The sequence below is a fragment of the Dactylosporangium sp. NPDC049525 genome (assembly GCF_040676755.1).
GTDB lineage: Bacteria > Actinomycetota > Actinomycetes > Mycobacteriales > Micromonosporaceae > Dactylosporangium.
In genome coordinates, this window is record NZ_JBFAPO010000070.1 from 30524 (window position 1) to 55492 (window position 24969).

A 24969-nucleotide genomic window follows, 5' to 3' on the forward strand; every position below is an offset into this window, starting at 1 on the left:
TCAGGTGCCCATGCCGGCCGCCGTCGGTCGGTGTGCGTCGGCACCGGCGAGCTGGTGCTCGCCGGCGATCCGGTCGGCGAGCCGACGCAGGGTCGTCGCCTCCCGGAAGATCGGTGGGGGCAGCGGCACGTGGAAGCCGTCCTGCAGCACCCGGGCCAGCTCGTGCAGCGCCTGCCGGTCGAAGCCGGACTCGGCGAGGTCCATGTCGACGTCCACTGTGGACGGGTCGATGCCCAGCACGTCCGCCGCCGCGCGGACGACCTCGGCCTGCACGCTCCGGCCGGGCGCCGGTTCGACGTGCGCGGGCGCGTGCCCGGCGGCGATGCCGCGGCCCGCTCGCGGCGCCCGGCGGGCCCGGCGCGACGGCAGCACCACGCTGTCGCCGTCGGGCCACCGGTGCGCGGTGCGCAGCATGACCAGCTCGTCGACCGGCCCGGTGAGCAGCTGCTCCAGGACCCGCATGGCCTCGGCCGGTGCGATGACGCCCTGGCCCATGCGGCGCATCGTCTGCTGGGTGGTCGCGTCGGCGCCGACGCCGATCGTGCCCCAGTAGCCCCAGTGCACGACCTTCACCGGGTATCCGGCGGTGCGGCGCAGGTGGTGCGCCACTGCGTCCTCGACGGCGCTGCCGGCGGTGTAGCCGGCGGCGCCGGGCAGCCGCACGAAGGACGCGAACGACGAGAAGAACAGCAGGAAGTCCAGCTCGTCGCGGCCGAAGACCTCGCCGATGCGGACGCTGACGTCGGCCTTCGCCCGCAGGGCGACGCCGAGCTCCGCCTCCTCCAGCAGGGCCACCGTGCGGTCCGCGGTGGCGGCCGCGCTGTGCACGACGCCGTGGACGGCGCCGTGGCGCTCCAGCACCTCCTGGCGGACCCGCTCCAGCTGGGCCCGGTCGGCGGCGTCGGCGCTGATGTAGTCGGGGCGCGGGCCGGACCGGGCGAGGCGGTCCTGCTCGGCGCGGATCGTGTCGTCCGCGGGGCGGCGCCCGACCCAGACGACCTGCGCGCCGGCGGTGCGCTGCACGTGCTCGGTCCACACCCGGCCGATGCCGCCGGCGCCGCCGACGACGATGTAGACGCCGCCCGGGCGGTACGCCGGGCCCTCGGCGGCCAGGCCGGTCACGGGCAGCAGGCGGGGCCGCAGCCACTGCCCGCCGCGCCGGGCGACGCTGCCGCCCTGCGGGTCCGCGGGCACCGCCAGCAGTTCCGCGAGGTCCGGCCCTGGATCCGTCCCGGAATCCGTCCCGGGGTCAAGGTCGAGCAGGCGGACCCGCCAGGCGGGGTGTTCCTTGGCCAGCACGCCGACGAACCCGTGGATGCCGGCCGCGCCGGGCCGGGCGGGCTGCGCGGCGGTGGTCGGCTGGGCGCCGCGGGTCAGCACGATCAGGTCCAGGGGCCGGTCGCCGTAGCCGTTGCGGCGCAGCGCCTTGACGAGCCGGAAAGTCAGGTGGACGCCGTCCCGGGCGGCGGTGAGGGTCTGCTCGTCGAGGGCCGGGTCGGCCGGGCCGGCGGGCGGGCACCAGATCAGCCGCCCGATCGGGTCCGGTCCGTCCAGCCGGGCCGCGATGTCGTCCACCGGGTCGCCCGGGGCGAGATCGAGCGTGCCGAGGTCGGCGATGGCCGCGCGCAGGGCGTCGCGCTGGGCGGGTGTCCCGCCGGCGAGCACGGTCCGGCCGGCGGGGGCCTGCGGGGGCGTCACCGGGGCCAGTGGCTCCCACACGGTGTGCAGCAGCAGCGTCCGCTCGCCGTCGCCCTGGCCCGGTTCGGGGCGGTCCGCCGCGGGCACCGGGGCGGGCTCGGCGCGGTCCGTAGCGGGGGCCGGGTCCGCGGGCGCGGGGCGGGGGCTGACCCAGTAGCGGTCGGTGGCGAACGGGTAGGTCGGCAGGCGCAGCCGGGCCGGGCGGGTGCCTTCGTGCAGCGCGTCCCAGTCGACCCGCAGGCCCTTCACCCACAGCGGCAGCAGCGCGTCGTACCGCTCCTCCGCGAGCCAGGCGCGGGACTGCCCGCCGTCGCGGTCGCCCTCGCTGTGCCGGGCGAGCTCGGCCCGGTCCCGGCGGGCGTGGCCGGTGTGCACGCCGTCGCGGCGCCCGGCGGTCCAGTCCCGCAGCCGGGCGGCCAGGTCGGCCGTGTCGCGCACGGTGAAGGCCAGCCGGCAGTCCATCGCGTCCCGTCCGGCCTGCAGGGTGTAGGCGAGGTCGGGCAGGTCGGCGTCGGTGTGCTCACCCGCGTCCAGGGCCGCGGACAGCTGGCGGACCCGCTCGTCGAGACGCTGCTCGGTGCGCGCCGACAGCACGATCGGGTACACCGGGCGGGCCGGCGTGCGCCGCGCGGGCGTTACGTATTCCTCCAGCACCACGTGGGCGTTGACGCCGCCGATGCCGAACGAGCTCACCCCGGCCCGGCGGGGCAGTTCCCGGCCCTGCTCGTCGCGCGGCGCCACCCACTCGCTGGTGGAGCGCTGCAGGTGCAGCGGGCTGCCGTCGAGCCGCACATACGGGTTGACCTCGTCGCAGTGCAGCGACCGGACCAGGGTCCGGTGCCGCATTTGCAGCAGGACCTTGATGACCCCGGCGACCCCGGCGGCGAGTTCCAGGTGCCCGATGTTGCTCTTGACGGAGCCGATCGCGCAGTGCGCGGGACCGGGCTCGGCGCCGCGGTCGCGGTACAGCTCCCGGAACGCCGACTTGAGCGCGTCGACCTCGATGGGATCGCCGAGCGCGGTGCCGGTGCCGTGCGCCTCGATGTAGCCGACGGTGCGCGGGTCGACCCCGGCCCGGCGGTACGCGGCGGTCAGCAGATCGGCCTGCGCGCGCAGGTTCGGCGCGACCAGCGACTGGGCGCGGCCGCCGTGGTTCTCCGCGGTGCCGCGGATCACGCCGTAGATGTGGTCGCCGTCGCGTTCGGCGTCGCTCAGCCGGCGCAGGTACAGCATGCCGACGCCCTCGCCGCGGACGTACCCGTCGGCGCCGGCCCCGAAGGAGCGGCAGCGGCCGTTCGGGCTGAGCATGCCCTGCTTGGCGAAGCCGACGTGCATGATCGGCTCGACGATGGTGTTGACGCCGCCGACGACCGCGGCCGAGCAGTGGCCGAGGGTGATCGCGCACACCGCGCGGTGCAGCGCGACGAGGGAGCTCGAGCACGTCGTCTCGACCGGTTCGCTGGGCCCGTGGATGTTGAGGAAGTAGCTCATCCGGTTCGGACCCATGGACGCGGCGAGACCGGCCGAGGAGTACCCCTCCCCGGCCCGCCCGGCGTTGGCGACGAGCTGCCCGTAGCTGCTGGTGGCGGTGCCGATGAACAGGCCGAGGTCGCTGCCTTCGAGGCCGGCGGCGCTGTGCCCGGCGTCCTCGATGGCCCGCCACACGTGCATCATCAGCAGCCGCTGCTGCGGGTCCATCAGCTCGGCCTCGCGCGGTGAGATGCCGAAGAACAGCGGGTCGAACTGGTCCAGCGAGTCGAGGATGCCGGCCCAGCGGGCGCCGCCGCTGCCGCCGGGCTCGTCATCGCCGGCGTACTGGCGCCAGTCCCAGCGGGTGGCCGGGATCTCCTCGATGCAGTCGCGGCCGTCGAGCAGGTTGCGCCACAGCGCGTCGATGTCCTCGGCCATCGGGAACGCGCCGCTCATGCCGACGATGGCGATCGGTTCGGCGGCGCCGGGCCCAGCGGCGGCCGTGGAGGCCGCGGCCGGTGCGGCCGTCTGGCGCAGGCGTGACCGCCGGGGCACGGCCGGGGCCTGGGTCACGGCCGGGGGTTCCGCGGCCGGGTGGGTGTCGGCGGCGGCGCCGTAGTGGCCGGCGAGCTCGTCGCCGTACTCCTGGGTCAGGTGCGCGGTGAGGCTGCGCAGGGTGGGGTACTCGAAGAAGACCGTGGGGGTCAGCTCGAGGCCGAACGCCCGGTTGACGAGCGTGGAGAACCTGGTGAAGACGATCGAGTCGAAGCCGTACTCGTGCAGGCCGGTGTCGCCGTCGAGCTCGTCGGCGGACACCTTGAGCAGCTCCGCGGCCATCCGGGTCAGGTCCGCCTCGAACCGTTCGGCCGGCGCGCCTTCCTGCTCCGGCGTGGCCAGGGCGGTGCCGTGCGCGGGTGCCGGGGCGGGGCGAGGGGCCGGGCGGGGCGGCGGAGTGGCGTGACCGGGTTGGCGGGCCAGGACGAGCACCCGCGGCGCGCCGGAGGCGAGGGCCCGGTGCAGGGCCGCCATGCCGGCGTCAGTCGGCAGCCCCACCAGGCCCATCCGCCGGTTGAGCTCCGCCACCGCGGCCTCGTCCGGCTGCATCCCGCCGTCGGTCCACAGTGGCCAGGCAATGGTGACGGTGCGGCCGTGCCGCCGGCCTTCGGCGACGAGGCCGGCGCGGTGCTCGGCGAACCGGTCGAGGAACCCGTTGGCCGCCGCGTAGTCGGCCTGCCCGACGTTGCCGGCGACCCCGGCGAGGGACCCGAACACCAGGAACAAATCCAGCGGGAGCGTGGCGGTGGCGGCGTCGAGGTTGACGGCGCCGGACACCTTGGCCGCGAGGACCTCGGTGAGCTGGTCGGTGGTCTTGTCGCGCAGCAGGCCGTCGCGGCGCACCCCGGCCGCGTGCACGACGCCGTCGAGCCGGCCGTGCGCGCCCAGGATCGCCTCGACCAGCCCGCGGGTGGCGGCCGGGTCGGCGACGTCGGCGGACCGGTACTCGGCCCGCACCCCGGCGCCGTGCAGGCGGCCGAGCGCCCGGCGCTGGGCGTCGCCCTCCGGTGAGCGCCCGGTCAGCACGATCGTGGCGCCGGGCGCCCGCGCGGCGAACTCCTCGGCGACGAGGGGGCCGAGACCGCCGGCGCCGCCGGTGATCAGGTAGACGCCGTCGGGTCGCAGCGGCACGGTGTCGCCGGCCGGATGGTCGGGCAGCGGCTGCCAGTCGACGGTCTCGCGGCGGCCGCCGCTGTGCCGCACGTGCGGGTCCGAGCGCGTAGCGCGTTCGGCGGTGAGCAGGTCGGCGAGGGCGTCGTCGCCGGCGGTGGCGGCGTCCACCTCGACCAGCTGGCCGCGCAGCCACGGGTGCTCCAGGTTCGCGGCCAGCAGCAGGCTCAGCAGCCCGCCGAGGAGGCGCTGTTCGCCGTCGGCCGGCACCACCAGCTGGACCAGCGCCGAACCGGCGGGCCGGTCGCGCAGCAGCCCCTGGACGGTGCCGAGCAGGCCGGCGGCGGCGCGGCCGAACCTGGCGTCCAGCGCCCCGTCGAGCCCGTCGAGCCCGTCGAGCGCCTGGCATCCGGCGCCGAGCCGCGTGCGGAGCCGGTCGGTGACGGCCCGGTCCAGGGCGGACAGCACCAGCACCGCGGCGTCCCCCGCCGCAGACTCGGCCGCTTGAGTGGCCGGTGCCGGGCGCCACACCGGGACCCGCACGTCGATCTCCGGCGCGGCGCTCGCGGGCGGCCCGCTCAGCTTCCGCACGTGCAGCCCGCGCCAGGTGACGCACACCGCGCCGTCCTCGTCGCACACGTCGATGTCGTTGCGCTGGACCGCGCCGCCGGCCGCCGCGCCGGGCGACGGGCGCAGCCACGCCCAGGCGCGGGCCGGCACCGGCGCGAAGATCTCCACCTCGTCGACCGCGAACGGCACGGCCACGCCGTCGCCGTCCACGAGCCCGATGCACGCCTGGAGCGCACCGTCCAGCAGCGACGGGTGCAGGGTGTACCCGTCGAGTGTCGCCGCGGCGGGCAGCTCCAGCTGGGCGAGGACCTGCCGGTCGCCGGTCCGCAGCGCGGTCAGGGCGCGCATCGCCGGGCCGTAGCGCATGTCCAGGGCGGCGAACCCGTCGTAGCAGTCGGCGCCGGACACCTCCGCGGCCGTGCACGCGGCCCGGATCGCCGCCACGTCCAGGCGCGGCCGGTCGGCGGTGCGGGGCCGCACGGACGCGACCGCACGGCTGTAGAGGTCGGCGTCGTCGTCGGGGTCGGCGCCGCCGAGCTCCCGGATCTCGACGTCGAGCCGGTCGTCGTCGCGCGGCAGCAGCTCCACCGCGATCGCGGCGGGCGCATCGCCGACGATCACCGGCCGGGCCCACACGACCTGCGACAGGCGCAGCGTGTGAGCGTCGTACCCGCCGTCGGGGTCGGCGGCGGCCATCACCGCGGCCTGCGCCAGCTCGACCAGCGCCACGGCGGGCAGCACGCGGGCACCCCGGATGCGGTGGTCGGCGAGGAAGAACTCGTCGCCGGTGAGCTCGGCGCGGTAGCGCTGGGCCCACAGCGTGGACTCGTTGCGGTGCAGCAGCGGGCCGAGCGCGGCGGTGGCCGGGCCGGGCCGGGTGCCGTGCAGCGCCTCGTCGGGCAGCCAGCACCGGACCCGGGCGAACGGGTACGTGGGGGCGCTGACCCGCTCCGGCGACCGTCCGGTGTGCAGCGCCGTCCAGTCGACGTCGGCGCCGCGCACCCATGCCTGGGCGACGCGGTCCAGGCGGCCCTTGCGACTCCACGCGGCGAGGAGGGCGCGGACGTCCTCGTCGTCGCCGAACAGGGCCGGCACGTCGCCGCCGGGGCGGACCCGGCCCGTGGCGGTGTCCGCGCCAGGGTTGCCGCCCGCGTAGGCGTCGAGCCGGTCGGCGAGTTCCGCCGCGGACCCGGCGACGATCGCGAGGCGGCTGGCCATCGCGTCCCGGCCGACCTGCAGCGTGTACGCCACGTCGGCCAGCGGCACGGCGGCCTGCTCGGGGCGGCGCAGCCAACCGGCGAGGCGGGTGGCCTGCTCGCGCAGCCGGTCGTCGTCGCGGGCGGAGAGCACGGTGAGGGCCGGGGCGTCCGGCTGGGCGGTGCGGGCCGCCGGCCGGTACTCCTGCACCACCAGGTGCGCGTTGGTCCCGCTGAGCCCGAACGAGCTGATCGCGGCGCGGCGCGGGCCGACGGTTCCGGCCGGCCACGGCTCGACGGCGGTGACCACGCGGAACGGCGACGTGGCGAAGTCGAAGTGCTCGTTGGGCTTCTGGAAGTGCAGGGTGGGCACCAGGCGCTGGTGGCGCAGGCTCAGCAGCACCTTGTGCAGCCCGGCGACGCCGGCGGCGGCCGAGGTGTGGCCGATGTTGCTCTTCACCGAGCCGATGCCGCAGAACCCGGTGTCCGCGGTGCGCTCGCGGTACACCTTGGACAGCGCCTCCAGCTCGATCGGGTCGCCGAGTTTCGTGCCGGTGCCGTGCATCTCGACGTACGAGACCGTGCGCGGGTCGATGCCGGCGCGCGCGTACACCTCGCGTTCGAGCTCGATCTGGCTGGACACGCTCGGCGCGGTGATGCCGTTGGTCCGGCCGTCCTGGTTGATGCCGGACCCGACGATCACGGCGTGGATGCGGTCGCCGTCGCGTTCGGCGTCGGCAAGCCGCTTGAGCACGACCGCGCCGACGCCCTCGCCCGGGATGAAGCCGTCGGCGGAGTCGTCGAAGGGCTTGCTGCGCCCGTCGTGGGACAGCATGCCGGCCGCGCACATGCCGGCGTAGGTCTCCGGGGTCAGGTACAGGCTGACCCCGCCGGCGAGGGCCAGGTCGACCTCCCGCCGCGCGAGTGCCTGGATCGCGAGGTGCGTGGCGACCAGCGAGGACGAGCAGGCGGTGTCGACCGCGATGGCCGGGCCCTTGAGGTTCAGGTGGTACGCCAGCCGCGCCGCGGCGATCGACCCGCTGTTGCCGGTGATGTTGATCGCCGGCACCTGGTGGCGCTGCAGCAGCAGGCTGTACTCGTTGCTCATCAACCCGAGGTAGACGCCGCAGCGGCGGTCGCTGAGCGACTGCGGCGCGTACCCGGCGTCCTCGAACGCACGGTACGCCTCCTGCAGGAAGATCCGGTGCTGCGGGTCGATGCCTTCGGCCTCGGCCGGGGAGATGCCGAAGAACAGCGGGTCGAAGTACTCGGCGTCGTCGAGGTAGCCCAGCGCTCGGGTGTACAGGGCGCCGCCCTCGTCGGCGGAGCTCCAGCGCGACGGCGGGATCTCGCGGACGGCGTCGCGGCCCTCGACCAGGCCGTCCCAGTAGGCGTCGAGGTCCCCCGCGCCCGGGTACCGGCCGGACATCCCGACGATCGCGATGGGCTCCGGGCCCGAAACCGCCGGGCGAACGGCATCCGGCGCCGGCGTGGCAGCGGGCGCCGGTTCGGCGAGTGCGCGCCGGGCGTCCTCGAGGCGCAGCCGCCCCGACTGGAGGCCCTGGAGGATGTCGCGTGCCGCGGTCATGACGCGCTCCCGTTCGGGTTCAGCTGGGCGAGCAGCAGCTCGGCCGTGTCGAGGTCCAGCGTCTGCTCCTGCACGCGCCGCAACAGCTCCTCCAGGGACAGCCCGGCGGGTCCGGGCGCAGTGGTCGGGACGGGCGGGGCGGGCGGCGGCGCCGCGGCGGCGAGCTCGGCCGCGACGTGGCCGGCCAGGGCCTGCACGGTCGGGTGGTCGAACATCCGGGCCGCGGTGAGGGGCACGCCGTAGCGCTGTTCGATCTGTTTCGCCCACTGCACCGCGAAGATCGAGTCCAGGCCGAGGTCGGCGAACGGCTTGTCGAGCTCCACCGCGCCGGCCGGCAGTTCCAGGATCTCGGCGAGGCTGGCGGCGAGCTCTCCGGCCAGCGCGCGGTGCCCGGCCGCCGGCCGCGGCGGCATCGCAACGGGGACCGGCGCGGGGACGGGGACGGGCGCCGGGCGGGCCGCCGGCACGGCCGCGGCGGTGACGCTCTCCGCGGTGATGGTGTGCTGGTCGCCGTCGGCACCCGGGTCGGGGATGAGGGCGACCCGGCCGAAGCCGGCCTCCTCCAGGACCTCCTGCCACCGCCGGGCCGACAGCACCGGGCTGCCCGGCAGCCGCAGGTCGCCGTCGACCGCCAGCCACCAGCCCTCCAGCAGCCCGAACGTGACGTGCAACCACGGCTGCTTGCCGGTGAGCTCGTTCACCACGAGCAGGCCGCCGTGGCGCAGCAGCGTGTGGGCGTGCCGGACGGTGGCCCGGATGTCGCTGGTGGCGTGCAGGACGTTGGAGGCGATCACCACGTCGTAGGCGCCCGCGGTGTAGCCCTGGTCGGCCGGGAGCCGCTCGACGTCCAGCACGCCGTATTCCAGGTACGGGTGGTCGGGGCCGAAGGTGCGGCGGGCGTGCTGCAGGAACGTCGGCGACAGGTCGGTGTAGTGGTACGCCGCGACCGCGTCACGGTGCTGGTGCAGCGCGGTCAGGACGGGCCGGCTGGTCCCGCCGGTGCCCGCGCCGATCTCCAGCAGCCGCACCCGCGTCCCGGACCCGGCCGCGGCCCGGACCCGCGCGACGACCTGCTCGGTCAGGGTCCGGTTGATGCCCTCGTTGCCCTCGTACAGTGCCTGCAGGATCGACATCGACGAGTCGGGGAACAGCACCTCGGTCGGCAGGCGGCGGCCGGCGAGCAGGTCCGGCAGGCCGCGCAGCGCCGCCTCGACGAGCACGGTGCGGGCCTGGGCCCCGGCGGACGGCGGTGCCTGGTCGGCCGCGGCCGACCAGTCCGCCCAGGCGGTGGGCGGCGGCGGGAGCAGCACGGTGCAGCGGGTGCCGTCGAAGCTGACGTATCCGTGCTCGGCGAGCAGCCGCAGGGTCTCGTCCAGCCACCGGCGCAGGTGCGCGGGCAGCCGGCGGACGGCGTCGTGCCCGGCCACGTCGGTCACCGGCGCGGTGAACCAGCCGGTCGCGGCGACCTGGTGCCAGAGGACGGCGGCGAGGGGCTGGTCCGGCCCGGGCGCCGGCGCCCGGCGCGGCGCGGCGGCGGCCCGCAGCATCAGGCCGCGGATCCGCACGGCGACCACGCCGTCGTCGCCGCACACGTCGATGTCGACGGTCCGGCCGCCGGCCGCCGCGCCGTCACGGTCGCGGACCAGCGCCCACGCCGTCTCCGGCAGCGGCCCGAGGACATCGGCCGAGTCGAGCGCGAAGGGCAGCATCGCCACCGGCCCAGCCCCGTTCCCGGTGCCGTTCGCGGCGCCGTTGGAGGTGCCGTTCGCGGCGCCGTTCCCGGTGCCGTTGGAGGTGCCGTTCGCAGCGCCGTTCGCGGTGTGCTGTGGGGCGGGGAGCGCGGCGACGGCCTGGAGCGCGGCGTCCAGGAGCGCGGGGTGCAGCACGAGACCGGCGTCGCGCTGCCGGCCCTGGGGCGCCGGGAGCCGCAGCCGGGCCAGCACCGCCCCGTCGCCGGTCCACACCTCGGCCAGGGCGCGCATCGCCGGTCCGTAGCCGATGCCGTGCGCGGCGAGGGTGTCGTAGTGCCGGTCCGCCGGCAGCGGACCCGCAGGGCAGGCGGCCCGCCAGGCGTCGAGGTCCACGGTCCCTGCGCCGTCCGACCCATCGCCGCCCGGGGGGTCGAGCTGGACGCGGCCGCGGCAGTACACCGGCGGGTCGGCCGGGTCGGCGCCGCGGAGCTCGAACCCGATCGCCGGTCGGGCCGGGTCGACGGTGAGCGCGAGCCGCACCGGCGGCGGGACGTCGACCGCGACGAACGGCCGGGGCCACGCCACGTCGAGCAGCCGGACCGGCGCGTCCGGGCGACCAGCCGCGAGGGTGACCGCGGCCCGCGCCATCTCCAGTTGGGCGGCGGCGGGCAGGACCGGCCGGCCCTGCACCATGTGGTCGGCGAGGAACCATTCGCCGCCGGTCCACGCCGACTCGAACAGCGGCCCGGCCAGCGCCGGGATGGTGCGGTCCAGCAGCGGGTGCGGGCCCGCGGGGCGCGGGTCGGCCGGCAGCCAGAACTGGTCCCGGGCGAACGGGTAGGTCGGCAGCGACAGGCGGCGCCGGCCACCGGTGTGCAGCCGCGCCCACGGCACCGCCCGGCCGGCGGTCCAGGCGGCGAGGAGCCGGTCGGCGTCGCCGGTGGCGAGCCACTCCCGCAGCTCGTGCTCCGCGACCGGCGACGCGTCCGCGCCGCGGGTACCGTCGCGGTGCCAGTCGCCGGTCCGGCCGGCGGCGAAGTCTTCCAGGCGCTGCCGCAGCTGCGCCGGGGTGGCGGCGGCGAAGGCGAGACGCTCCTCCCGGGCCGCGCGGCCCACCTGGAGGGTGTAGGCGAGGTCGGCGAGGTCGTCCGGCCCGCACGAGCCCGCCGCGACGAACGCGGCCAGGCGGCGGGCGTACTGCACCAGCCGCTCCTCGTCCCGCGCGGACAGCACGATCAGGTGCGACGCGGACCCCGCCGGCGCGCCCGGCGACGCCGCGGGTGGCTCCTCGACCACGACGTGCGCGTTGGCGCCGCCGGCGCCGAAGGAGGAGATGCCGGCCCGGCGGGGGAACTCGACCGTCCCGCCACCGTCGCGGACCACGGGCCGCGGCCACGGCGCGGACTCCCGCTGCAACCGAAACGGCGTGCCGGTCAGGTCGATGTGCGGGTTCACGGCCTCGGCGTGCAGGGACGGCACCAGCCGGCGGTGCCGCAGCTGCAGCAGCACCTTGGTGAGGCCGGCGATGCCCGACGCGCTCTCGGCGTGGCCGAAGTTGGACTTGACCGAGCCGACCGCGCACGACGCCGGGTCGCCGCCCGCCTGCCCGAACGCCTTGCGCAGCCCGGCGACCTCGATCGGGTCGCCCAGTTCGGTGCCGGTGCCGTGCGCCTCGAGGTAGCTGATGGAGCGGGCCGGGACGCCGGAGCGGCGCAGCGCGTCGGCGATGACCGCGGCCTGGCCGGCCGGCCCGGGGACGGTGTAGCCGGCGGTGCGGCCGTTGGCGTTCACGCTGCTGCCGAGGATCACCCCGTGGATGTGGTCGCCGTCGGCGAGGGCCCGTGACAGCGGCTTGAGCACGACCGCGCCGACCCCCTCGGCGTCCACGAATCCGTCCGCGCCGGCGCCGAACGGCCGGCTGGTGCCGGTCGGCGACAGCATCGTCATCTCGCACAGGTGGATGAAGTGGTCCGGGTGGACGATGAGGTTGATCCCGCCGGCGACGGCGACGTCGCTGGTGCCGCTGCGCAGGCTCTCCACCGCAAGGTGCACCGCGGTGAGCGACGACGAGCAGGCGCTGTCCACGGCCATGCTCGGGCCGCGCAGGTCCAGCATCGACGACACCCGGTTCGCGATCGACCAGAAGCGGGTGCCGGTCGGGTAGTTGCCGTTCATCACGCCCACGAACACGCCGACCCGGCGGTCGGGGCTGAGGTCGGCGGGCAGGTAGCCGGCCTCCTCGATCGCGGCGTGCGCGGTCTCCAGGAACACCCGCTCCTGCGGGTCGGTGTGCCGCGCCTCGACCGGCGAGATGCCGAAGTACGCGGCGTCGAACGCGTCGGCGTCGGCGATGAACCCGCCGGACCGGGCGTACATCCGGCCCCGGACGCCCTTCTCCGGGTCGAAATAGCGGCGCCAGTCCCAGCGGCCGGCGGGGATCTCGCCGACGCTGTCGCGCCCGGCGGCCAGGTTGTCCCAGAGGGCGTCGAGGTCGGCGGCGCCGGGGTAGCGCCCGGCCAGGCCGATCACGGCAATCGGCTCGGCACCGGTCGGCGAGGGTACCCCTGCCGCCGCCGCTGCGTCCGATGTGGACGGTGGTGCGGGTGCTGGGGTGCCGACCAGCTCGGCCAGGGCGGCCGGTTGGGTCGCCAGGAGGTGGTCGGCGACGTCGTCGATCGTCGGGTGCTCGAAGAAGAACGTGCTGTCGATGTCCTGGAGCTGTCCGCGCAGGTGTTCGGCCAGTTCGAGGAACAGCACCGAGTCCAGTCCGTAGTCGCGCAGCGGCCGGCTCGGGTCGACCCGGTCGGCGGCGAGCTTGACGGTGTCGCCGACGAGCCCGCGCAGGTGCGTCACCGCGCGGGCGCGCAGGTCCGGCCCGGCCACGGTCCCGGCGGGCCGCTCCGGCCCGGTCGTGGCGCCGGCCGTGGCGGTCTTCATGAACGCCAGCTGGTCCTCGGCACCGGTGAGCAGCTGGTCGACCACGTCCATCGCCTCCTCGGGTTCGATCGAGCCCTGGCCCAGGCGGGCCATCCGCTGCCGGTACCGCTCGTCGGCGACGATGCCGACGCTGCCCCAGTAGCCCCAGTTGACGACCTTCACCGGGCAGTCGAGGCGCTGCCGCAGCCAGTCGGCGTAGCTGTCCTCGAACGTGCTGCCCGCCGCATAGTTGCCCTGCCCGGGTGGCCGGGACCAGCCGGTCAGCGAGGAGAAGAACAGCACGAAGTCCAGCGGCTGGGCGCCGAAGACGTCGCCGACGCTGGTGCTGGCCGCGGCCTTCGCGGCGAGCACCGCGAGGAGGTCGGCCTCGCTCATGCCGGCCAGCAGCTGGTCGCGCAGCACGATCGCGGAGTGCACGACACCGTGCACGGGGCCGTGCCGTTCGACGATCCGCCGGTACGCCGCACCGAGCGCCGCCGGGTCGGCCGCGTCCGCCGCGACGTACGCGGGCCGGGGCCCGTGCGCGCCCAGCCGGTCGAGCGCCGCCTCGATGCCGGCGTCGGCCGGGCGGCGCCCGATCCACACCACCTGGGCCGCGTGCCGGCGGATCACGTGCTCGGTCCACGCGGCGCCGATGCCGCCGGCGCCGCCGATCACGACGTACACGCCGCCTCGGCGGTAGGCGACGCCGGTGGGTGGGGTCATCGGGACCGGTCGCAGGCGGCGGACGTACCAGCGCCCGTTGCGGTGGGCGACCGTGCCGCCGCCGCTCTCGGGGTCGGCGGGCGCGGCGAGCACGGCCTCGACCGGCCACGGCGCGCCGGCGGCCAGGTCGAGCACCCGGACCTGCCAGCTCGAGTGTTCCTTCGCCATCGCGCCGGCCAGGCCGTGCAGCCCGGCGGCGGACGGGTGCACGGGCTCGGCCGGATCCACCTGCTGGGCCTGGTGGGTGACCAGCGTCCAGGCCAGTGCCCGGCGGCCGAGGCCGGCGTCCAGCAGCGCCTTGACCAGCCGGAAGCACGGGAGCACCCCGTGTTCCTGGCCGCCCGGCGCTGGCGGCGCGATCCAGTAGATCTGCTCCGGCGCGTCCTCGCCACGCAGGGGCGGCAGTTCGTCGTCGGCAACGGCCAGGACCCGCGCGCCCGGGTGGGCGGCGCGCAGCAGGTCCTGTTGCGAAGCGGTCCCGCCGACGATCAGCACGGTGGCGGCGCCGGAGGGCTCGGGTGCGGCGGGCGCCGGGATCTCCTCCCACACCGGCCGCAGCAGGTGCCGGTCCCGCGCCTGCGCCGCCTCGTCCACAGTGGATGGCGCAGCGTGCCCGGCGTGACCGGCCGGCGCGGCTGAGGAGCGGGCGCTGAGGCCGGTGACGCGGACGCAGACCGCGCCGGTGTCGTCGCAGACGTCGATGTCGAGGACGGCGGTGCCGGGGCGGCGGCGGATGTGCGCCCAAGCGGTGTCCGGGATCGGTGCGAGCACGTCGACCCGTTCGACGGCGTCGGGCAGGACCGCGGCGCCGGGCGCCTCGTCGCCGGTCGCCAGGGCGATCGCCGCGTGCAGGGCCGCGTCCATCAGCGCCGCCGGCAGCGCGGAGCCGTGCTCGGCGACCGGGTCCACGGCCTCCGCCGGGCGGGACAGCCGCGCGAGCACCTGGTCCGGGCCGGCGGTGAGACCGGCGATCGAGCGCATGCCCGGGCCGTACGCCATCCCCCACGACCGGTACACCGCATAGCCGCGCTCGACCGGCACCATCCGCGGGCAGGCGGCCCGGGCGGCGGCGAGGTCGAGCATTGGCCGCGGCCCGGCCTCGTCGAGGTGGGCGGTGCCGGAGCCGCGGACCCGCCCGCCCTCCTGGATCGTGTACGCCACGCCGCCGTCGCGCAGTTCCAGAACGATCTCGACCGGCACCGGGTCGGCGCCGACGACGAGCGGGCTGTGCCACACGACGTCGGTGAGCCGCACCGTGCGGCCGGCGGCGCGCGGGCCCATCGCCAGGGTGACCGCGGCGCGGGCCATCTCCAGCTGGACGGCGCCGGGCAGGATGCGGCGGCCGCCGATCACGTGGTCGGCGAGGAAGTACTCCCGGCCGGTGAGCGTGGTGGCGAACCGGTGCGTGAACAGGTCCGAGACGTTGCGGTGCACGACCGGATGCAGCACCGGCGCCGGCCCGCGATCCGTGGTGCCCGGCGCCACGGCGTCAGGCCGGGAGGTCGGCGCCCAGTGTCGTTCGCGGGCGAACGGGTACGTGGGCAGGCTGATGCGCCGGGGCCGCACCGGCCCGTACAGCCCGGTCCAGTCGACGTCCTCCCCCGCCAGCCACCGGTCGGTGAGCTGCCCGACGACGCCCGCCGCGGTCGCGTGCAGCGGCCGGCCGTCGAGCCAGGCCCGCAGCCCCGCGCGCAGCTCGGCCAGGTCCGACACGGGCAGCGCCAGCCGCTCCCGCATCGCCTCCCGGCCCACCTGCAGCGTGTACGCGACGTCGGGCAGGTCGGCGTCGGTCAGCCCGCGCCGGTCGATGGCGGCCAGCAGCGCGCCGGCCTGCTCGCGGAGGCGCTCACCGTCCCGCGCCGACAGCACCACGACCACCGGCCCGGCAACGGCCGCCGACCGCACCGCGGCGGGTCCTTCCTCCAGGACGACGTGGACGTTCATGCCGCCGGCCCCGAACGAGGACAGCCCGGCGCGGCGGGGCGACTCCCCTGCCGGCCACGCGGCGGTCTCGCGCTGCACGGTGAAGGGTGTGGCCGCGAAGTCGATGTGCGGGTTGAGCCGTTCCGCGTGCAGGGACGGCACGAGCGTGGCGTGCCGGAACTGCAGCAGGATCTTGGTGATCGCGGCGATGCCGGAGGCGCTCTCGGCGTGGCCGATGTTGGACTTGACCGAGCCGATCGCGCAGAACCCGACGTCGGCGGTGCCCTGGGCGTACGCGCCGGTGAGCCCGGCGATCTCGATCGGGTCGCCGAGCTCGGTGCCGGTGCCGTGCGCCTCGACGTAGCCGATGCTGCGCGGTGGCACGCCGGCCTGCGCGATCGCCCGGCGGATGACGTCGGCCTGGGCCGCCGGGTTGGGCACGGTGTAGCCGGTTGCCCGGCCGCCGTGGTTGACGGCGGTGCCCTTGATGACGCCGTAGATCTGGTCGCCGTCGGCGAGCGCCCGCGCGAGGGGCTTCAGCAGCGCGGCGCCGACGCCCTCGGCGGGCACGTAGCCGTCGGCGTCGGCGCCGAAGCTGGCGCAGCGGCCGGCGGCGGAGGCGAACCGGCCCTGCGACAGCATGAGGAACTTGTTCGGGTGGACGCTGACGTTGACGCCGCCGATCAGCGCCGCCGCGCAGTCACCGCGCTGGATCGACTGGATGGCCAGGTGCAGCGCGGTCAGCGACGACGAGCACATGGTGTCGAGGGCGACGCTCGGGCCGTGGAAGTCGAAGAAGTAGGACACCCGGTTCGCGATCGACGACGGGTTGCCGCCCACCGCGAACCGCCGGCCGCGCAGCTGCTCCTGCGCCGCGTGCAGCTGATACTCCGAATACATCACCCCGACGAACACGCCGACGTCGCGGGTCATCGACTGCCGCGTGTACCCGGCGTCCTCGAGGGTGGCGTACGCGCACTGCAGGAACAGCCGCTCCTGCGGGTCGAGCAGCTCGGCCTCGCGCGGCGAGATGTTGAAGAACAGGGGGTCGAAGTCGGCGACGCCGTCGATGAAGCCGCCGCGGGCGAGGTAGGTCGCGCCGGGCGTGCCGCGGTCCGGGTGGAGGTAGCCGCTGTGGTCCCACCGGTCGGTGGGGACCTCGGTCACGGTGTCGCGGCCGGCCTTCAGGTTCGCCCAGAACTCTTCGACGTCGCGGGCGCCGGGGTACCGGCCGCTGAGCCCGACGACCGCGATGTCGGCTGAGTCGCCGGCGGGTGGTGGCGCGGAGACCTCAGTGACCACTGTGGACGGCACAGTCACGGGCGGTTCTGGGATGCGCGGTGCGAGCCGGGCTCCGCGCAGGCTGAGGCGACCTCCGGCCGCGGCGGGCGTCGGGGCTGCCGGCGGTACCGACGCCGCCGCGGAAATCGGAGACGTCATGGGTGCCGCGGGTGGCTGCGACGGTCCGTCGAGGACGGTGTCGAGGCGCGCGGCGGCGGTCGCGACGAGGTGGTCGGTGAGCGCGCCGAGCGTGGGGTGTTCGAACAGCAGCGTCCGTGGCAGCGGGCCGAGGTCGCGTTCGAGCCGTTCGGTCACCGTGATCACCTTGAGCGAGTCAGTGCCGTACTCGGCCAGCGGCAGGTCGCGGTGCAGCCGTTCCGCGGGCATCTGCAGCACCGCGGCGAGGTGTGCCCGGACGTAGGCCAGCGCCCGCTCGTAGCGTTCCTGGTCAGCCATCTGCACGGCCGCCGCCCTCGGTCGCGCCGATCAGCGCCGGGTCGGCGCCGGCCAGCCGCCGGGACAGCCCGGCCAGGGTCGGGTGTTGCAGCAGCAGCGCCGGGTCCAGGCCGAGTCCGTGTGTCACGTTGAGCCGTTCCGTGAGTTCCGCGAACATGATCGGTTCGAAGCCGTATTCGGCGAGGTCGGTGTCCGGGTCGAGGTCGGCGGGTTCGACGCCCAGGATCCCGGCGGCGGCGGCGATCAGGAGCCGTTCCAGCCGCGCCGATGGCCGGCCCGGTTCCGGTGCGTGGGTGGGAGGTGCTGGCAGGGCGGCCGCGCGCAGCCGGGCCGGGTCGCCGTACAGCACCATCACCTGCGGCACGCCCGCGGCCAGTGCCCGGTCCAGGGCTCGCATGCCCTCGGCGGGTGGCAGCGGGGCGAAGCCGGTGCGGTCCGCGAGCCCGGGCAGCCGACCGGCGTCGACGGTCATGCCGCCGTCGGTCCACAGTGGCCAGTCGACGCACAGCGTGTGCCCGGAGCGCTCGCCGCGCGCGACCAGGCCGGCGCGGTATTCGGCGAAACGGTCCAGGAAGGCGTTGCCGGCCGCGTAGTCGGCCTGGCCCGGGTTGCCGGCGACGCCGGTGATCGAGCCGAACAGCACGAACCAGTCCAGGGGCAGGCCAGCCGTTGCCTCGTCGAGGTGCCGCGCGCCGGACACCTTCGCCGCGAGCACGGCCGCGATCTGTCCGGGGGTCTTGTGCGGCAGGAGCGCGTCGCGCAGCACCCCGGCGGCGTGCACGACACCGTCGAGCCGGCCGTACCGCGCGACGACGGCCGCGACCAGTTCGGTCATGGCACCTCGGTCGGCCACGTCGGCCTGCCGGTGGTCGACCCGGACGCCGTCACCGTCGATGAGGTCGCCGGTTTCGGGGGTGCCGCGGCCGACGAGGACGACGGTGGCGGTGGCGACCCGGCGCCGGATCTCGGCGAGCAGCAGCCGGCCGAGGCCGCCACGGCCGCCGGTGATGAGGTACACGCCGCCGTCGCGCCACGTCATGGCCGGCGGTGTGCCGGGGGGCAGTTCGCGCCAGCCGGCGACGCGCGGCCCGTCGGGGTCGACGCGGACCCGGGCGCCGGACGGCAGGTGCCGGAACTCCTCCAGGAGGCGCCCGACGGTGCGCGCGTCGGCGGTCGCCGGCACCTCGAGCAGCTGGCACCAGACGCGGGGGTCTTCCTGCTGCGCGGTGAGGAGGATGCCGTGCAGGCCGCCGAGGAGCCCGTCGGCGGGTTCGTCGGTGACGACGAGCTGGATCACCGGCGTGGTCCCGGCCGGCAGCTGCTGGATGAGCGCGACCGCGGTGGCCGCCCCGTCGTCGTACCCGGTGAGCCGGGCGTGGCGGGCGTCCGGCAGCGCGCCGGTCAGGTCGGGGACCCGTTCGCTGGCGAGCACCAGCCGGGTGCGGGCGGGTTCGGCCGGCGCGACCGTGCCGGTCACGGGTGACCAGGCGGGGGTCAGCAGCAGCGTGGCGGCCGTGGGCGTGAGCTGGCGCAGTTCGAGGCCGCGCAGCCGGGCGCACACCCGGCCGTCGTCGGCGGCGACGTCGATGTCGAGCAGCCGGCCGGCCGCGGTGGCCCGGGCGCGGACCCAGACCCAGCCGTGCTCGGGCAGCGGGGCGTGCACGGCGAGCTCCTCCAGCCCGAACGGCACCGCCGGCGTGAGGGCCGCGCCGGGGTCGGCGGCTGTGGCCGGGGCGAGGGCGACGGCGGCTTGGAGCGCGGCGTCGAGCAGCGCCGGGTGCAGCACGAAACGGTCGTCGGGGCGGCCGGCGGGCAGTTCGATCCGGGCGACCGCCTCGCCGTCGCCGGCGTGCAGCTCCCGCAGGGCGCGCATGGTGGGTCCGTGCACGATCCCGGCGGCCCGCAGCCGGGCGTAGCCGTCGTCGGCGGGCAGCGGCCGGGTGCACCGGGCCAGCAGCCCGGCCGGGTCCAGCGGCGGCACGGTCTCGACGGCCCGCAGGTGCGCGGTCGCCCGCAGGTACGCCGGTTCGTCGGCGGCGTCCATCGCCCGCAGCGCGACCGTGAGCGTGTCGTCGTCGTGGGGGTCGACGTCGACCTGGACGGTCAGCGCCGCGGTGCCCTCGGGCACGGTCAGGGGCCGCTGCCACATCAGGTCGGTGAGCCGCACCTGCGTGCCGGCCGGTGGGGCGAGCGCGGCGGTGACGGCGACGTATGCCATCTCGGCCGCGGCGGCGGCGGGCAGGACCGGCCGGTCGTGGACGCGGTGGTCGGCGAGGACGAATTCGGCGCCGGTGAGCGTGGTCTCGAACCGCTGCTGCCAGATCGTGGAGACGTTGCGGTGCACGAGCGGGTGCAGGGTGCCGGCGGCCGGCTGGGGCAGCGCGACCCAGTACCGGTCGCGGGCGAAGGGGTAGGCGGGCAGGCTGACGTGCCGCGGGGTGCCGGCCGGGTAGAGCAGGCTCCAGTCGATGCCGAGGCCGTGCACCCAGGCCTGCAGGAGCTGGTCGTGGCGGCCCTGTTCGATCCACCGGCCGACCATGGCCTGGGCGTCCTCGCCGGCGAGGAGGCTGCCGAGGCCGCCGGCTCCGGGGCGGGCGGCGGCGCGGTGCCACGGTCCCTGCGCACCGTCCAGGTAGGACCGCAGCTGCCGGCGCAGGTCGGCGGAGTCCGTCGCCCGCAGCGCGAGCCGTTCGGTCATCGCCTCCCGGCCGGTCTGCAGCGTGTACGCCACCCGGTGCACGTCCACGTCGTCGGTCGCGAACGTGGCGAGTCGTTGCGCGGCCTCACGCAGCCGGTCCTCGTCGGCGGCGGACAGCACCACCAGCGCCGGGCCGGCCGGGCGCCACCCGTCGGCTTCGGTCGCCGCCGGGGGTTCTTCGATCACGAGGTGGGCGTTGGCGCCGCCGGCCCCGAACGAGGACACCCCGGCCCGCCGCGGCTTGCCGGGCACGCGCGGCCACGCCGCGAGGTCCCGCTGGACGCGGAACGGCGAGTCGGTGAAGTCGATGTGCGGGTTGAGCACCTCGGCGTGCAGCGACGGCGCGAGATGTGCGTGCCGCAGCTGCAGCAGTACCTTGGTCAGCCCGGCGATGCCGGCGGCGCTCTCGGAGTGGCCGATGTTCGACTTCACCGACCCGACGGGGACCGAGCCCGGTGCGAGCCCACCGAACACGTGGGCCAGCCCGGCGAGCTCGATCGGGTCGCCGAGTGCCGTGCCGGTGCCGTGCGCCTCCACGTAGCCGACGGACCCGGGGTCGACGCCGGCCGCGGACCAGGCCCGGCGCACCACGTCCGCCTGGGCGGTCGGGTCCGGCACCGTGTACCCGTTCGTCCGTCCGCCGTGGCCGACCGCGGACGCCTTGATGACGCCCCAGATCTGGTCGCCGTCGGCGAGTGCCGCGTCGAGGGGTTTGAGCAGTACCGCGCCGACGCCTTCGCCGGGCACGTAGCCGTCGCCGCCGTCGCCGAAGCTGGCGCAGCGGCCGTCGGTCGACAGGAACCCGCCCTGCCCGAGGGTCGCGAACTTGTTCGGGTGCACCGACAGGTTGACCCCGCCGGCCAGCGCCATGCTCGCCTCGCCGCGGCGCAGGCTCTCGCAGGCGAGGTGGATCGCGGTCAGCGACGACGAGCACATCGTGTCGACCGCGACGCTGGGGCCTTCGAAGCCGCAGAAGTACGACACCCGGTTCGCGATCGACGCCGAGCTGCCTCCAACGGCCTGGTCGGCGCTGCTGAGCAGCTGGTATTCCTGGTACATCACGCCGACGAACACGCCGACCGGGCCTGACGCGGCGGCGTGTGCCCGGGTGTAGCCGGCGTCCTGCAGCGTCTCGTACGCGCATTGCAGGAACAGCCGCTCCTGCGGGTCGAGCAGTTCCGCGTCGGCGGGTGCGATGTTGAAGAACAGCGGGTCGAACTCGTCGACGCCGTCGAGGAAGCCGCCGCGGACGCCGGCTGTTCCGGCGAAGCCTGTGCGGTCCGCCGGGACCGCGGTCACGAGGTCCCGGCCGCCGCGCAGCGCCGCCCAGAACTCCTCGATGGTGCCCGCCTGCGGGTACCGGCCGGCGAGCCCGACGATCGCCACGTCGCCGGTCCGTGCCCGGCGGGGTGCGCGCACCGCCCGCCGGACGGTGGGGCGTCTGGCGTCGGCCACGGCGACCGCCGTGGGTTCGCCGATGACCGCTCCGAGACGGTCACCGTGATGCCGCACAAAGTACGCCGCCAACCCCGACACCGACCGGTGCTCGAACAACAACGTCTTCGGCAACACCCCGAACACCGGCTCCAACCGCCGCACCACCTCCAACGCCACAATCGAATCCACACCAAACACGTCGAGGGGCTCATCCACCCCCAACCGCTCCACCGGCACCCGAATCACCGACGCCAACAACCCCGCCACATACCGCACCACCTGACCCGACACATCCCCCTGCGCCGGCACTGCCGCGGTGGGTGTGGGGGCCGCCGGCTGGATCGTGGCGGTCAGGCGTGCGGCGTCGCCGTGCAGGACCGCCACCTGGGGCCGGCCGCTGTTGAGTGCCTGGTACAGGGCCTGCAGCCCGGCGCGGGTCGGCAGCGGCACGAGGCCGGTGGTCTCGCCGAGGGTCCGGACGGTCTCGGCGGCCAGGCCCATGCCGCCGTCGGCCCACAGCGGCCAGCCGACGCAGAGGGTGCAGCCGGCGCGGGCGCCGCCGGCGACGAGGCCGGCGCGGTGTTCGGCGAACCGGTCCAGGTAGGCGTTGGCCGCGGCGTAGTCGGCCTGGCCGGGGTTGCCTGCGGCGCCGGCGAGCGAACCGAAGATCAGGAACAGGTCGAGCGGCAGGTCCGCGGTCGCCTCGTCGAGGTGCCGTACCCCGGCGACCTTCGGCGCCAGCACGGCGGCGACCTGTTCGGGTGTCTTGCCCGTCAGGAGGCTGTCGCGCAAGACCCCGGCGGCGTGCACGACGCCGTCGAGGCGGCCGTGGGTGGCGACCACGTCGGCGATGAGCGCCGTGACGGCGTCGCGGTCGGCGACGTCCGCCTGCCGGTACTCGGCGCGGCCGAGGTCGCCGCCCGCGGGGTTGGGCGCGGAGCGGCTGACGAGGATCACGGTCGCGGCGGGCGCCACCGTGGAGATCTCGCGCAGCAGCAGGCGGGCGAGGCCGCCGCTGCCGCCGGTGATCAGGTAGACGCCGCCGTCGCGCCACGGCGCCGCCGGTGACTGCGGCGGCAGTTCGGTCCAGCCGGCGGTCTCCAGGCCGCCGTCGGTCACCCGCAGGTGGTCCGTGCCGGTCTGGGTGCCGGTCCGGGCGGCGGCGTCGTCGAGCCAGGCGGCCGCGGCCGGGGCGTCGGTGCCGGCGGGGATCTCGAGGAGCTGGCCGCGCAGCCGCGGGTCTTCCTGGGTGGCGCTGCCGAGCATCGCGGCGAGGCCGCCGTGCAGCCGGTCGATCGGGTCGGCGGTGACGAGGAGCTGGAACAGGGTGGGTGCGGTGGCCCGTTGCAGGCGCCGCAGGACCTGGACGGCGGCGGTCTCGTAGTCGTCGAGCCGGATGATCTCCGTGCCGCCGAGCCGCCCGGTGAGGTCGGGGGTGAGCGGGCCGGCGAGGACGACGCGGGTGCCGGTGAACTGCTGCGCGGGTCCGGCGGTGAGGCTCGTCCAGGACCGTTCCAGCAGCAGTGTGCGGGCGGCGGGGGCGGCGATCGGCCGCACGACGAGGCCGGTCAGCCGGGCCCAGATCCGGCCCTGGCTGTCGCAGAGGTCGATGTCGAAGGTGTCGGCGTCGTCGCGGGCGCGCAGGTGTACCCAGATGTCGTCGGGCCGGGCGCCGTGGATGGTGAGCCCGCCGAGGGAGAAGGGGACGGCCGAGTCGGCTCCGGCTCCGGCTCCGGTTCCGGTCAGGGCGAGGGCGATCCCGGACTGCAGGGCGGCGTCCAGGAGGCTCGGGTGCAGGACGAACGGGTCGGCGCCTGCGGCCTCGATGGGCACGGTGACGCGGGCGATCACCTGCCGGTCGCCGGCCCACACCTCGGTGAGGCCGCGCATCCGCGGGCCGTCGGCGATGCCGCGGGCGGTGAGTTCCGCGTAGCAGGACGCGACGGGGACCGGTGCTGCGCCGGCGCGGGCCGCGGCGAGGTCGACCGGGGCGGGCGCGGGCCCGGTGTCGTCGAGGTGGGCGGCGCCGTGTGCGTGGGTGACGGGTTCGCCGTCGCCGCCGTCGCGGGTGATCTGGAATGCGACGCGGTCGCCGGTGTCGTCGAGGGTGAGTTCGATGTGGAGTTCGACCGGGGCGCCGTCGACGATGAGCGGGCTGACCCAGGTGACGTCGGCGAGGCGGAACTCGTCGTGGCCGAGTGCCTGTTCGACGGCGGCGCGCGCCATTTCCAGGGACGCGGCCGCGGGGAGCACGGGCCGGTTGTGGATGCGGTGGTCGGCGAGGAAGAACTCGGTGCCGGTGAGCCGGGTGGTGTACCGCTGCCCGGCGAAGTCGGACGTGTTGCGGTGGACGAGGGGGTGGAGGGTGGCGCTCACCGGCCCGGTCGGGGTGATCCAGTGCCGGTCGCGGGCGAAGGGGTACGCGGGCAGGCCGACGTGTTGCGGGGTGCCGGCCCGGTACAGGGTGTGCCAGTCGACGGTCAGGCCGTGTGCCCAGGCCTGCAGGAGCTGGTCGTGGCGGCCCTGTTCGATCCACCGGGCGACCATGGACTGGGCGTCCTCGCCGGCGAGGAGGCTGCCGAGGCCGCCGGCGGCGGGCCGGCTGCTGCCGCGGTGCCAGGGTCCCTGCGCACCGTCCAGGTAGGACTGCAACTGGGTGCGCAGGTCGGCGGTGTCGGTGGCCCGCAGCGCCAGCCGCTCGGCGAGGGCCTCCCTGCCCGTCTGCAGCGTGTACGCCACCCGGTGCACGTCCACGTCGTCGGCCGCGAACGCCACCAGGCGTTGCGCGGTTTCCCGCAGCCGGTCCTCGGCGGCGGCGGACAGCACGACCAGCGCGGGGCCGGCCGGGCGCCACCCGTCGGCTTCGGTCGCCGCCGGGGGTTCTTCGATCACGAGGTGGGCGTTGGCGCCGCCGGCCCCGAACGAGGACAGCCCGGCCCGCCGTGGTGTTCCGGTCGCGCGCGGCCAGTCCGCGAGTTCCCGTTGCACCCGGAACACGGAGTCGGTGAAGTCGATGTGCGGGTTGAGTTCCTCGGCGTGCAGCGACGGCGCCAGTTTCCCGTGCCGCAGTTGCAGCAGGATCTTCGTCAGTCCGGCGATGCCGGCGGCGCTCTCGGCGTGCCCGATGTTCGACTTCACCGACCCGATCGGCACCGATCCCGGTGCGAGACCGCCGAACACCCTGGCGAGTCCGGAGACCTCGATCGGGTCGCCGAGTGCCGTGCCGGTGCCGTGCGCCTCCACGTAGCCGACGGAGCCGGGTTCCACCCCGGCCGCCGACCATGCCCGGGCCACCACTCCGGCCTGTGCCACCGGGTCCGGCACGGTGTAGCCGTTCGTCCGTCCGCCGTGCCCGACCGCGGATGCCTTGATGACGCCCCAGATCCGGTCGCCGTCGGCGAGGGCCGCGTCGAGGGGTTTGAGCAGTACCGCGCCGACGCCTTCGCCGGGCACGTAGCCGTCGCCGCCGTCGCCGAAGGGCGCGCAGCGGCCGTTCGAGGACAGGAACCCACCCTGGGTCAGGGTGGCGAACTTGTTCGGGTGCACCGACAGGTTGACGCCGCCGGCCAGCGCCATGCTCGCCTCGCCGCGGCGCAGGCTCTCGCAGGCGAGGTGGATCGCGGTCAGCGACGACGAGCACATCGTGTCGACCGC

General features: G+C 75.9%; 3 protein-coding genes. All 3 read right to left on the minus strand.

The window, feature by feature from the left end:
• From AB0K00_RS50205 to AB0K00_RS50215, 3 genes are read right to left on the minus strand one after another with little or no spacing between them, the layout of a single operon-like run.
• Entirely contained in the window at nucleotides 1-8187 is an 8187-nt protein-coding gene (locus tag AB0K00_RS50205) for an SDR family NAD(P)-dependent oxidoreductase (RefSeq protein ID WP_363537699.1), read from the minus strand.
• Nucleotides 8184-17180, minus strand: a complete 8997-nt coding sequence (locus AB0K00_RS50210) for an SDR family NAD(P)-dependent oxidoreductase (RefSeq protein ID WP_363537703.1) — start codon at nucleotides 17178-17180, stop codon at nucleotides 8184-8186. The genes AB0K00_RS50205 and AB0K00_RS50210 overlap by 4 nt, the downstream gene beginning before the upstream one ends.
• Nucleotides 17173-24957: an SDR family NAD(P)-dependent oxidoreductase gene (locus tag AB0K00_RS50215; protein WP_363537701.1), complete on the minus strand. Its 7785-nt coding sequence runs from the start codon at nucleotides 24955-24957 to the stop codon at nucleotides 17173-17175. The genes AB0K00_RS50210 and AB0K00_RS50215 overlap by 8 nt, the downstream gene beginning before the upstream one ends.
• Nucleotides 24958-24969 lie beyond the last annotated feature (12 nt).

Coding starts and splice junctions, on each gene's coding strand:
- AB0K00_RS50205 (WP_363537699.1), bottom strand. CDS start 8,187: ATGACCGCGGCACGCGACATCCTCCAGGGCCTCCAGTCGGGGCGGCTG.
- AB0K00_RS50210 (WP_363537703.1), bottom strand. CDS start 17,180: ATGGCTGACCAGGAACGCTACGAGCGGGCGCTGGCCTACGTCCGGGCA.
- AB0K00_RS50215 (WP_363537701.1), bottom strand. CDS start 24,957: ATGTGCTCGTCGTCGCTGACCGCGATCCACCTCGCCTGCGAGAGCCTG.